Here is an 11663-nt window from a genome sequence, read left to right as displayed (position 1 = left end):
TATTGCCGGATTAAACCGCGCGCGCGGCGGCAAGCACCGCCTCGCTGAGCGCCGCCAGCCCCTGGCTGCGCGAGGCGCTGAGCTGGGAACGTAGCCCCAGCTCGTCAAACAGCGTCAGGGGATCCTCTTTCAGCAGTTCGGCGGGGCTTTTCCCCTCCACCGCGGTGAGCAGCACGGCTAACAGGCCGCGAACGATCCGCCCTTCGCTGTCGCCGAAAAAGTGCATTTTACCCTCAACGACGGTCGATCCCAGCCAGACGCGATTCTCGCAGCCGGCAATCTCCTGGGCCTGGGCCTTTTGTTCGTCCGTCAGCGCCGGTAGCCGTTTACCCAGTAAAATCAGCTGGCGATATTTGTCTTCCCACTGCTGTAGCGGGGCGAAGGTCTGGCGTAGGTTCGCGTCGGTGACGGCGGTGCCAAACGGATGGCTCATTGCAAGTGAAGTTGTCATTAATCCACCAGTATTTCCAGAGCGTGGTCAACGGCGTTGACCAGCGCATAAACATCATCCTGGGTATTATAGGGCGCAAACGAGGCGCGCAGAGTCCCGCTGACGCCAAGCGCCGCCAGCAGCGGTTGGGCGCAGTGCTGCCCGGCGCGTAACGCGATGCCGGACTCGGCCAGCAGGGTCACCATGTCGCTGTGGTGGATCCCGTCAAAATCGAACGCCAGCAGGCTGGAATCCTGGCAGCGGAAAGCGCGAAAGCCAGGGCGTTTCGCCAGTTCATCTTCCGCCAGCGTCGCCAGGCTGCGACTCCAGCTTTCGGCCTGGACGATATCGGTCTCTGCCAGCCACTCCAGCGCCGCGCTCAGGCCAATCACGCCGGCCACGTTAGGCGTACCGGCTTCCAGACGATAGGGCACCGGCTGAGTGCTGAACCCCTCGAAGCTGACCTGGGTAATCATCTTGCCACCGCCGAGCCATGGCGACATGGCATCCAGCAGTTCGCTTTTACCATACAGCGCGCCAATCCCCGTCGGGCCATACAGCTTGTGACCCGAGAAGGCGTAAAAATCGATATCCAGCTTCCGTACGTCGGCGGGAAAATGCACCGCCCCCTGTGCGCCGTCGACCATCACCACCATACCGGCGTTGTGCGCATGGCGAATCGCCGTTGCCAGGTTCGGGCAGCCGCCGGTCACGTTGGACATCTGGCCGAGCGCCAGCAGCCGGCTACGCGGCGTGATGAGTGCTGGCAGGCAGGCGACGTCCGGCAGACGATCGGCGCCGAGGGGCAGCTTCACCACCCGGGCGCCGGTTTGCTCCGCCACCATCAGCCAGGGAACCAGATTGGCATGATGCTCGGCTTCGCTGACGATGATTTCGTCTCCGGGCTGCAGGCGCGGGCGCAGATAGCTCTGGGCCACCATATTAATGGCTTCGGTGGTGCCTCGCGTCCAGACGATATTTTTCCCTGAGGGGGCATTAAGCAGCGCCGCCACCCGCTCGCGGGCGTCTTCATAGCGCTCGGTCAGGCGCTGCGCGGCGGCGAACTGGCTACGATGGACGTTGCCGGCGCTGAGGCGATAAAACTGGTCGCTGGCGTCGATGACGGCGAGCGGTTTCAGCGCCGTCGCTGCGCTATCAAGGTAAACGCCAGCATCGGCCAGCGCGGGAAACTGGGCGCGAAAGTGGGCAGGATTGAATGCGTTCATGGAATTCCTCGTTGCAATCTGGCGATCGTCGCGCAATTTATCCGTCAGGGCAAGGCTGACGAGAGGAAGAGAGAGGGATAATAGCGCCGGTGCGGTGAGCGACAGGCAAAAAAAAGCACCGCGTGTTGCGGTGCTACATTAAATCACTATGGACAGACAGGGTAAATGTACAGGAAGTGAAAAGGGTAGCTTTACTACCATGGTCTGCAAACACAGACCAATTGCAAACACAACAACACAACATCACAACCGTAAGCCAAAAGCTTGTTGGAACACGCATTCCAAAAAAAGCTCTTCGTTCCGGCTCAGGAAGTGCCGCCACTATAGGTATTTGCTGGTAGAACCTCAACGGACAAATTATAATGTCTCAGATAAAAAAAACTAATAGGTTAACCGTTGTTTCCTGTTTGTTAAATTGCCTTAACATCGAAGCCAGAATAACCATGTCAAAGCGATTACCACCCCTGAATGCATTACGTGTTTTTGATGCAGCCGCACGTCATTTAAGCTTCACCCGGGCAGCCGATGAGCTTTTTGTGACGCAGGCCGCAGTAAGTCACCAAATCAAGTCACTAGAGGATTTTCTGGGGCTCAAGCTGTTTCGCCGCCGCAATCGATCGCTGCTGCTGACGGAAGAGGGCCAGAGCTATTTTCAGGATATTAAAGAGATTTTTTCGCAACTGACCGAGGCGACGCGGAAACTGCAGGCCCGCAGCGCAAAAGGGGCCTTAACGGTGAGTTTACTGCCCAGTTTTGCGATCCAGTGGCTGGTGCCGCGACTCTCAAGCTTTAACTCAGCTTATCCGGGGATCGATGTCAGAATCCAGGCGGTGGACCGTCAGGAAGACAAGCTGGCGGACGATGTCGACGTGGCCATTTTTTATGGTCGCGGCAACTGGCCGGGGCTGCGCGTTGAAAAACTGTACGCCGAATATTTGCTGCCCGTCTGCTCGCCGGCGCTCCTTACCGGCGACAAGGCGTTGAAAACGCCTGCGGATCTGGCGCAACATACGCTGTTGCACGATGCTTCCCGTCGCGACTGGCAAACTTATACCCGCCAGCTGGGTCTAAGCCATATTAATGTGCAACAGGGGCCTATTTTCAGCCACAGCGCCATGGTGCTGCAGGCGGCTATTCACGGGCAAGGGGTCGCGCTGGCCAATAATGTGATGTCCCAGTCCGAAATCGAGGCCGGCCGACTGGTCTGCCCGTTTAATGATGTTCTGGTCAGCAAGAATGCATTTTATCTGGTTTGTCATGACAGTCAGGCTGAACTGGGTAAAATAGCCGCCTTCCGGCAGTGGATTCTGGCGAAAGCGGCAAGCGAACAAGAAAAATTTCGTTTTCGTTACGAACAATAAATAAGTGTAGGGTAAAAACATGACCAGCCGTTTTATGCTGATATTCACCGCGATCAGCGGTTTTATCTTTGTTGCTTTGGGTGCCTTTGGCGCACACGTATTAAGCCGCTCGCTGGGCGCGACGGAAATGGCCTGGATCCATACCGGTCTTGAGTACCAGGCCTTCCATACGCTGGCGATTTTTGGCCTGGCGGTGGCGATGCAGCGCCGTATCAGTATCTGGTTCTACTGGAGCAGCGTTTTTATGGCGCTCGGAACCGTATTATTCAGCGGCAGCCTCTATTGCCTGGCGCTGTCGCATTTACGCCTGTGGGCGTTCGTTACGCCGGTAGGAGGCGTGAGCTTCCTCGCCGGTTGGGTATTAATGTTAATTGGTGCAATTCGTCTGAAACGTAAGGGCGTTGTTCATGAATAAGGTTGTCCTCTATTGTCGCCCCGGGTTTGAGAAGGAGTGCGCAGCAGAAATTACTGATAAGGCCTCCCGCCTGGAGGTGTTTGGTTTTGCCCGGGTGAAAGAAGACTCTGGCTATGTCATTTTTGAATGCTATCAGATGGCAGATGGCGACAAACTGGTGCGGGAGCTGCCGTTCAGCTCGCTGGTTTTCGCCCGTCAGATGTTTGTCGCCGGCGAGCTGCTGCGCGATCTGCCGCCGGAAGATCGCATTACGCCGATTGTCGGGATGCTGCAAGGCGTGGTGGAGAAGGGCGGCGACCTGCGGGTTGAAGTGGCCGACACCAACGAAAGCAAAGAGCTGATGAAGTTCTGCCGCAAGCTGACGGTGCCGCTGCGCGCCGCGCTGCGCGAAGCGGGCGTGCTGACCAACTATGAAACGCCGAAGCGCCCGGTGGTACATGTGTTCTTTATTGCCCCCGGCTGCTGCTATACCGGGTATTCCTACACCACCAACAACTCGCCGTTCTATATGGGGATCCCGCGTCTTAAGTTTCCCGCCGATGCGCCGAGCCGTTCAACGCTGAAGCTGGAAGAAGCGTTCCACGTCTTTATCCCGGCAGATGAGTGGGATGAGCGTCTGGCCAACGGGATGTATGCGGTGGATCTGGGGGCCTGCCCGGGCGGCTGGACCTATCAGCTGGTGAAACGCAATATGTGGGTCTCTTCCGTGGATAACGGTCCGATGGCGCAGAGCCTGATGGATACCGGGCAGGTGACCTGGCTGCGTGAAGATGGTTTCCGCTATCGCCCGAGCCGTAACAACATCTCGTGGATGGTGTGCGATATGGTGGAAAAGCCGGCAAAAGTGGCGGCGCTGATGGCGCAGTGGCTGGTGAACGGCTGGTGCCGGGAAACCATTTTCAACCTCAAGCTGCCGATGAAAAAACGCTACGAAGAGCTTTCGCGTAACCTGGACTACATCCAGGAGCAGCTGGATGAGCACGGTATCAATGCTCAGATCCAGGCGCGTCAGCTGTATCACGACCGTGAAGAAGTGACCGTTCACGTCCGCCGTCTGTGGGCGGCCGTCGGCGGCCGTCGCGACGAGCGCTAAGACCCGACGCGATCCCGGATGGCGGCGCGGTTCATCTGCGACCTGTCCGGGCTATTGCTTTCCTCGTCCCGCGTTATCTCGCCGCGATCTGCGCATCGGAAATAATATGAGTCACATCATCCAGATGGCCAATGCTGGCCTCTCCCGAACGATTAAATTTACTCTTGTCGATCAGCAATAATGACTGCGCCGAGCGTTTGAGCAGCAGCGATTTAAAATCGGCATTCACCGTATTTGAGTCCCACAGCGCGCCGTGGCTATCGATGCCTTCGCAGGAAAAAATGAACAGATCGATCTCCAGCGATTTGAGCTGTGGAATAAGCGCGGGGCTGACGTAGCAGCCATATTTGCGCTGCAAGGTCCCGCCTGAGCAGGTGAGCTGAATATTTTCGCGTTTACTCAGCTCCTGACAAATCGGCTGGCTATTGGTAAAAACGTGCAGGTTGATATCCGGCAGCTGGCGCGCCAGATACCAGCAGGTAGAGCTGGCATCAAGGGCGATCACCATCCCTTCTTCAATCCAGGCCAGCGCGCCGCGGGCAATGTCCGCTTTATGGGCATAATGGCTTTTGAGGCGGATATGGAAAGGATCGCCGCTGTCCTGGCTTTCCCGATGGATGATTTTGACCCGTCCGTGGTTACGCAGCACTTTCCCCCGCGCCTGCAGTTCGCTGAGATCGCGGCGAATGGTCTCTTTGCTGACGTTAAGCTGTCGTGATAAGGCGTCCGTGGTCAGGCTGCTATGGTTGATCAGCAGGTCGACTATCGCTTGCTGGCGTGCCGCTTTCATTTTCTCACCCTGTTCTCACCCTGTCATTCGATGAGCGCCCGCATCAGGCGGACGCTCCGACAGGTGAGATTACGGCGTTACCCCTTTTTTTAAAAGAATATTCCCATACTTAGCGCGTTCGCCTGTGATAACGATCGCAAAGGCTTTTTGCGCGCGCTCGTAGAAGGCAAAACGGTCGATCCGGGTAATATCCGGGCACGGGCGCTGTGGCGAGAGGGCATCGCGGTAGCGGGTTTCCACCTGCGGATCGAGGGTATCACCTTCGACTGCGGCCATCATCACCAGCGGCGGCGCATAGCTGTCGAGCTCAAACAGCGGAATAATTGCCTGTAACAGCGCGCTGACCGACAGACCGTCGGCACGGAGCACCTGCGGTCCCAGACTGTGGGCCGGGAAGTGTGCGTCAGAAAAAATAATTTCATCCCCATGGCCCATCTCGGCCAGCACCTTCAGTAGCTCGGGGGAAATGAGCGGCGAGATCGTTTTGAGCATTTCATACTCCCTCTATTCGTTCGGGTTCGCTTTGCGGGTAGAAGTAACGGTACTGATAATGCACCTGCGCTCGGGCCTGGCTGGCGCTGACGAACTCGCCGGCACCAAACCAGCCATACATTGCGGCGCCCAGCACGGTGGTTTCGGCGTCATCCAGCACTTTAATCGGTATATCAAGCACGTTGGCTTTGATTTGGTTCCACAACACGTTACGGCTACCGCCGCCAACCAGCAGCAGTTCACTGGCTTTAAAGTGGCCGATTTTCTCCAGGGTGCGCAGATTGTGCTGCAGCTGTGTCGTTAATCCTTCCAGCGCGGCGCGATAAAAATGACCGCGGGTGGTATTGAGCGTGACCCCTTGCCAGCCGGCATTCTGGCAGGCCAGCAGATCGCACTGCATTTTCACCCCTTCGGCGCCGGCGGGAACGAGACGCGCCTCGTCAATCAAGGTTTGCCACGGCGTTTCTGGCGTCCAAAGCAGCTGGCGTACCCACTCCAGCACACCTGATGCCAGCCACTGCATGCCGGGGTTGCTCAGACCGGCCTGGCTGTCCAGCTCGCAGGTTGAACCGGGATACTGGCTCAGCAATGCTGTGTTGACTTCGGCGCTACGCACCATCAGAATTTCCCAGGTGCCGGACGAGAGGACCGGTTCATCCTGCTGTGCGCCGGCGCCAAACAATGCAAACTGGGTGTCGTGCCCGGCGGAGAACACCGGTATCCCGGCGGGGAGCCCCAGCAGCGCGCCGGCATCGGCACGCAGCGATCCAATTTGTTCTCCCGCTTCCACCAGCGTGGGAAACAGGCGGCGCGGTATCCCGACGGCCTGCAGAATTTCCGGGCTGAAATCCCGTTGCTGAATATCCAGCATCTGGCTGGTACCCGCCATGGTGATATCGGTGGTGAACTCTCCGGTCAGACGATGGTTGATTAACGATGAGATAAATAGCCAGGCATGCGCTTTTTCCAGCAGCTGCGGATGATTCTCTTTGAGCCACACCAGTTTATAAAGCGTATTAAAGCTGAAGGCGCCGACGCCGGAGATTTCCTGCAGCCGCTGGGGGGCCACCAGCCGGCCGATGTTGTTGATAACGGCAAGCGTGCGCGGGCATTTCCAGCTGATGGTCGGGTAGAGCAATGCCCCACGTTCATCAACCAGCGCCCCGTCGACGCCAAAAGTGGTGACCGTAATACCGCGAATCCGGCATGCCGCCAGCTGATGTGAAATCTGCTGGCAGCAACGGGCGAAGCGTTGCAGGATCGCCTCCAGCGACCACTGATGCCAGGCGCTGTTTTCCGCCGCGCTTTCGCTGGCATTGGTGGTCGACGCGCGGGCGACAATTTTCCCCTGGCGATCGACGGCGATAGTCCGGACGTTGGTTGCCCCGCAATCGAGGACCAGAATAACCTCTTGTTTCATCATTGCTCCTGAAACAAAAAAGGGGCCCTTTCGTGATGAAAGGGCCTGACGTATTAACGTTTGTACAGCGGACCATAGTTCTGGCAGGCGCGGTAATCCTGGCCTTCGCTATCCATACCGTGTGCCGCCCAACTGGAAGGGCGATAGATTTTTGCCTCTTCCACGTTATGCATGCACACCGGGATACGCAGCATTGACGCCAGAGTAATAAAGTCCGCGCCAACGTGGCCAATGGTCAGTACCCCGTGGTTCGCACCCCAGTTGGCCATCACCGAATAGACGTCGGCAAACGGACCTTTGCCGGTGAGGCGCGGCGCAAACCAGGTGGTCGGCCAGGTGGAGTTGGTGCGGGCATCCAGCTGGTCGTGCATCTCTTTGGGGAGCTCGACGCTCCATCCTTCGGCGATTTGTAGTACCGGCCCCAGACCTTTGATGATGTTCACCCGGGTCATGGTGAACGGCACACCCCCTTCGGTCAGAAAGCGTGAGGAGTAGCCGCCGCCGCGGAAATATTCGTGAATCGCCGGGCACCACTCGGTGGCCGCGAGACAGGCGTCCGCTTCTTGTTGCGAAATTTCCCAGTGCGGCTTCATCGTTGGCTTACCCGCGGCGTCCCGCTGTTTACAGGAACCGTCCAGCGCCGCAGAACCTGAGTTAATCAGGTGAATAATGCCATGTTCCGCCAGTCCGCTGAGAGGTTGGCCGGTCACGCGTTCGACGGCATCCGGCGACCAGTAGGTCCGCACGTCGGCAAACACCTGGGCTGTCCCGGTCAACTGGTGCCCCAGCAGCATCGCCACCCCGTTCAGGCTATCGTTCTCGGTGGCGACGACCAGCGGTTCGCGCACGCCATTCCAGTCAAATGAACTGTTCAGCAGCGCCTCGGCGGTATCGCCATTGGGATATTGATCGGTCCAGTGGCGCTGGCCCTGAAAACCGGCGGCAATGGCGTTGTAGCCCAGCGACTCTTCGATCAACCCTTTTTCCACCAGCTTCGGGTTGCCCTGCATCATGTCGCGAATGCACATTGCCATCAGCAGGCTCTCTTTCAGCACCGACCGGCTTTGCTCTGCGTTGCGCTTATAGTGCTCAGCATTCTGATCCTCGCCGTAGCGAAAGTTTTTATCCGCCCATGCCAGTGCCATTTCCAGCTCGACTTCATCATAGATTTTCTGGTCGATACGACGGCGCAGCTCGGTCATATCTACGGCTTGCACCTTCATTCCAAGCCAGGATTCAAAGAAATTGTGATCGACAATCGAGCCGGCAATCCCCATCGATACGCCGCCAACGGAGAGGTAGCTTTTGCCTTTCATACTGGCGACCGCCAGCCCGGCGCGGGTGAAACGCAGCAGTTTTTCTTCGACATCGACGGGGATGGTATTGTCATCGGCATCCTGGACGTCATGGCCGTAAATAGAAAACGCCGGAATTCCTTTCTGCGTGTGCGCCGCCAGCGCGGCGGCCAGATAGACAGCGCCGGGTCGTTCCGTGCCGTTAAAGCCCCAGATCGCTTTCGGACGCATCGGATCCATGTCGATGGTTTCGCTGCCGTAGCACCAGCAGGGGGTGACGGTAATCGTCACACCGACGTTTTGACGGCTGAATTTCTCTTCGCAAGCGGCGGACTCTGCCATCCCTGCGATGCAGGTGTCGGCAATCACGCACTCAATCTGCGCGCCGCAGGCATGGCGGAGTTTTTCGCTAATCAGCGCGGCAGTGGCCTTCGCCATGTTCATGGTTTGCTCTTCCAGTGACTCGCGTACTCCCATACGACGTCCGTCAATCACCGGGCGAATCCCAATTTTCGGTAAGCTGATGCTTTTCATTCCTGACTCCTCACGTTATTCGGAAAATGTTCAGTTCGTTGCCGCTTGTGAACGGAAACGGGCAAAAATAAAGATGATGGCGAAGCACAGCGCTGGGACCAGTTCAGCGCTGGGGATATTGCCGGCGGCGTCGCTGACAAAGCCCATCACTGGCGTGACGATCCCGCCGCCGATAATGGTCATGACGATAAACGACGAGCCGTATTTGGTGTCCTGTCCCAGGTTTTTGATCCCCAGAGAGAAGATGGTTGGGTACTGAATGGACATGAACGCGCTGCACAGCGTCAGGGCCAGCAGGCCGAGATGCCCGCCGCTGAGCGCGGAGATCAGGCACAGCACCATCGACAGCAGAGCGTAGGCCGCGAGGACTTTATGCGGGGCAAAGCGGCTGATAAGCCAGGTCCCGCTAAAGCGGCCAACGAAGAAGCACACCATGGTGCCGGTCAGATAGTTGGCGGCGAAGCCTGGGGTCATACCGGGAATTTCTTCAATGGCGTAGCGGATCAGATAGCTCCAGCAGGCAGTCTGCGCGCCGACGTAGCAGAATTGTGCCAGCACGGCCCAGCGCCAGTGGCGGATGCGGGCAAGTCTGGCGAACGAGGCGAAGAAGGAGCTCTGTCCGGTTTCATCGTTGTCATCGCTCTGTAACGCCGGGAATTTTGTCAGCATGATCAGCAGCGCGACCAGTAGCACCACGCCGACGATAATCATATACGGGGTCTGGACCGACAATACCAGGCTGTGTTTATAGGCGCTGAGTTGCTCAGGGGCCATTTTATCGAGCACCTCCTGAGATTGATGTGGCACGTGCGACAAAATAAGACTTTGCCCAAATACGACCGCAATAATGGCACCGAAGGAGTTAAATGTTTGCGCCAGATTGAGGCGAAAGTGGCCGCCGCTTTCCGGGCCTAATACTGTCACAAAAGGGTTGGCTGCAGTTTCCAGACATCCGAGTCCAGCTGCAATAATAAATAGCCCGATGAGAAACAGAGTGTAATTCATTATTTCAGCAGCGGGCCAGAATAGCGCGGCGCCGAAAGCATATAAGAATAGTCCGGTGATTATCCCAGCTTTATAGCTGAGTTTCTTCATCAATATCCCGGCAGGGATCGGAATGACAAAGTAACCGAAGTAAAATGCCGACTGAATCAGTCCGGCCTGAAAGTTGGTTAAGGTAAAAGCCTGTTGAAACTGCGGTAGCAGAATATCATTAAGGTTATTGGCGACAGCCCAAAGGAAAAATAATGAGCACAGCAGGGCGAATGGAATAATGTAGCGCTTACTTTGACCGACATCCACCGCGCGAAAGCTGTGCGTCTGTATTGTTGTGTTTCCCATAGCATCCTCATCAGTTCAGAAGAGTGTTCAGCATATTAAGAGCGCGACTGGTAGTGCTCACCAGACCGTCAACAAGGTGAGTTCCTGTATGCCTATACTTGTTATTCATTGCGCGCCGCGGCAGCGCATCTTGAATAATTAGGGTGTATGAATGAACTCATGGATCCATTTTCAAATAAAAAAGGGCCATTAATATGATAATGGTCACACTTTCCTCAATAACGATGATTTTATGTGATTGCTATCACTTTAATTTTTATAAAACAATGACCGTTTGCGATAATTTTATTTAAAAGCCACAGCTTGCATGCCCGATTTAATTAATTATGGGGAAAACGGTCAATTGTTAAGGGGAAAGGGGTGACCGTTTGGAAAAAAGAATAATAATAACGGTCATTTTTTTAGAAGTGAAAATATCCCGCATTAATTAAACTCATTTAATTAATTGATGACGGTCACAGAATACGCGTATGTAAATTCCCTTCTGAGTATTAAATATGATCATAGAGAGTAAAGAAAAGGCTTATTCAACAGGACGCGAGAGCAACATACCGCGGGTCCGTTGGTCTGTTTTTGAATCACTGAAAGAGGTAAATAATGGAACGGAACAAACTGGCGCAGCAGATTATTGAAACTTGCCTGGAAATGACCCGTCTGGGGCTGAATCAGGGGACTGCGGGTAATGTGAGCGTACGTTATCAAGGCGGCATGTTGATTACGCCGACGGGTATTCCTTATGAAAAGCTGACCGAATCCCACATCGTGTGGATCGATGCGGACGGGCGGCATGAGCAGGGTAAACTGCCGTCTAGCGAATGGCGCTTTCATATGGCGGCTTACCACACCCGGCCAGATGCCCAGGCCGTGGTTCACAACCATGCGGTTCACTGCACGGCGGTGTCGATTCTCAACCGGCCGATTCCGGCCATCCACTATATGATTGCCGCCGCTGGCGGTAATTCCATTCCCTGTGCCCCGTACGCCACATTCGGGACGCGCGAGCTGTCGGAATTTGTCGCCGTCGCATTAAAAAACCGTAAGGCGACCCTGTTGCAGCACCACGGACTGATTGCCTGCGAAGAGAATCTGGAAAAAGCGCTGTGGCTGGCGCACGAGGTGGAAGTCCTGGCGCAGCTCTATCTCAGTACGCTGGCGATTGTCGACCCCGTCCCGGTGCTGGATGACGAGGCCATTGCCATTGTGCTGGAAAAATTTAAAACCTACGGGTTACGTATCGAAGAGTGATTCGCGAAGCGGACAGGAGAC

General features: G+C 56.1%; 11 protein-coding genes. 4 read left to right on the top strand and 7 right to left on the bottom strand.

The features are described from left to right. Positions 1 to 10 precede the first annotated feature (10 nt). Positions 11 to 451, bottom strand: coding sequence for a cysteine desulfurase sulfur acceptor subunit CsdE (gene csdE, locus EDF73_RS18390; protein ID WP_132730499.1), 441 nt, complete (start codon positions 449 to 451; stop codon positions 11 to 13). After that, the gene (gene csdA, locus EDF73_RS18385) at positions 451 to 1656 is read right to left on the bottom strand and encodes a cysteine desulfurase CsdA (RefSeq protein WP_132730498.1); all 1206 of its coding nucleotides are present in this window, start codon (positions 1654 to 1656) and stop codon (positions 451 to 453) included. Before csdA ends, csdE begins: the two co-directional genes overlap by 1 nt. Positions 1657 to 2099: 443 nt before the next feature. Here csdA and gcvA point away from each other — a divergent pair, with 443 nt between their 5' ends. Genes gcvA through rlmM form a run of 3 tightly spaced genes read left to right on the top strand, consistent with a single transcriptional unit; the run spans position 2100 to position 4525 of the window. Continuing rightward, on the top strand, positions 2100 to 3017 hold the full coding sequence (gene gcvA, locus EDF73_RS18380; protein ID WP_015585849.1) for a glycine cleavage system transcriptional regulator GcvA: 918 nt from the start codon (positions 2100 to 2102) through the stop codon (positions 3015 to 3017). A gap of 19 nt (positions 3018 to 3036) precedes the next feature. Next, positions 3037 to 3432 (top strand): DUF423 domain-containing protein, encoded by a 396-nt coding sequence (locus EDF73_RS18375; RefSeq protein ID WP_132730497.1) that lies wholly within the window; start codon positions 3037 to 3039, stop codon positions 3430 to 3432. Then, complete coding sequence (gene rlmM / locus EDF73_RS18370) at positions 3425 to 4525, top strand: 23S rRNA (cytidine(2498)-2'-O)-methyltransferase RlmM (RefSeq protein WP_132730496.1); 1101 nt, start codon at positions 3425 to 3427, stop codon at positions 4523 to 4525. Before EDF73_RS18375 ends, rlmM begins: the two co-directional genes overlap by 8 nt. Positions 4526 to 4598: 73 nt before the next feature. On the opposite strand, the gene fucR is transcribed toward rlmM, so the two are convergent. From fucR to fucP, 5 genes are all read right to left on the bottom strand, one after another. After that, positions 4599 to 5315, bottom strand: a complete 717-nt coding sequence (gene fucR / locus EDF73_RS18365) for an L-fucose operon activator (RefSeq protein WP_132730495.1) — start codon at positions 5313 to 5315, stop codon at positions 4599 to 4601. Between the two features lie 69 nt (positions 5316 to 5384). Beyond that, positions 5385 to 5807, bottom strand: coding sequence for an L-fucose mutarotase (fucU, locus tag EDF73_RS18360; protein ID WP_132730494.1), 423 nt, complete (start codon positions 5805 to 5807; stop codon positions 5385 to 5387). Between the two features lies 1 nt (position 5808). Beyond that, positions 5809 to 7227: an L-fuculokinase gene (gene fucK, locus EDF73_RS18355; RefSeq protein ID WP_132730608.1), complete on the bottom strand. Its 1419-nt coding sequence runs from the start codon at positions 7225 to 7227 to the stop codon at positions 5809 to 5811. 53 nt (positions 7228 to 7280) lie between these two features. After that, positions 7281 to 9056, bottom strand: a complete 1776-nt coding sequence (gene fucI, locus EDF73_RS18350) for an L-fucose isomerase (protein ID WP_132730493.1) — start codon at positions 9054 to 9056, stop codon at positions 7281 to 7283. Between the two features lie 30 nt (positions 9057 to 9086). Further along, entirely contained in the window at positions 9087 to 10397 is a 1311-nt protein-coding gene (fucP, locus tag EDF73_RS18345; protein ID WP_132730492.1) for an L-fucose:H+ symporter permease, read from the bottom strand. 597 nt (positions 10398 to 10994) lie between these two features. Between fucP and fucA the strand changes: the two genes are divergently transcribed. Further along, positions 10995 to 11642, top strand: a complete 648-nt coding sequence (gene fucA, locus EDF73_RS18340) for an L-fuculose-phosphate aldolase (protein ID WP_132730491.1) — start codon at positions 10995 to 10997, stop codon at positions 11640 to 11642. Positions 11643 to 11663: the final 21 nt, after the last annotated feature.

Source organism: Klebsiella sp. BIGb0138 (assembly GCF_004342285.1).
Classification (GTDB): Bacteria; Pseudomonadota; Gammaproteobacteria; order Enterobacterales; family Enterobacteriaceae; genus Klebsiella.
This window is presented reverse-complemented; position numbering and strand designations above follow the sequence as displayed.

Bases quoted from the DNA above. Each gene is read 5' to 3' on its own strand.
- csdE (WP_132730499.1), bottom strand. From the start codon at position 451: ATGACAACTTCACTTGCAATGAGCCATCCGTTTGGCACCGCCGTCACC.
- csdA (WP_132730498.1), bottom strand. From the start codon at position 1,656: ATGAACGCATTCAATCCTGCCCACTTTCGCGCCCAGTTTCCCGCGCTG.
- gcvA (WP_015585849.1), top strand. From the start codon at position 2,100: ATGTCAAAGCGATTACCACCCCTGAATGCATTACGTGTTTTTGATGCA.
- EDF73_RS18375 (WP_132730497.1), top strand. From the start codon at position 3,037: ATGACCAGCCGTTTTATGCTGATATTCACCGCGATCAGCGGTTTTATC.
- rlmM (WP_132730496.1), top strand. From the start codon at position 3,425: ATGAATAAGGTTGTCCTCTATTGTCGCCCCGGGTTTGAGAAGGAGTGC.
- fucR (WP_132730495.1), bottom strand. From the start codon at position 5,315: ATGAAAGCGGCACGCCAGCAAGCGATAGTCGACCTGCTGATCAACCAT.
- fucU (WP_132730494.1), bottom strand. From the start codon at position 5,807: ATGCTCAAAACGATCTCGCCGCTCATTTCCCCCGAGCTACTGAAGGTG.
- fucK (WP_132730608.1), bottom strand. From the start codon at position 7,227: ATGAAACAAGAGGTTATTCTGGTCCTCGATTGCGGGGCAACCAACGTC.
- fucI (WP_132730493.1), bottom strand. From the start codon at position 9,056: ATGAAAAGCATCAGCTTACCGAAAATTGGGATTCGCCCGGTGATTGAC.
- fucP (WP_132730492.1), bottom strand. From the start codon at position 10,397: ATGGGAAACACAACAATACAGACGCACAGCTTTCGCGCGGTGGATGTC.
- fucA (WP_132730491.1), top strand. From the start codon at position 10,995: ATGGAACGGAACAAACTGGCGCAGCAGATTATTGAAACTTGCCTGGAA.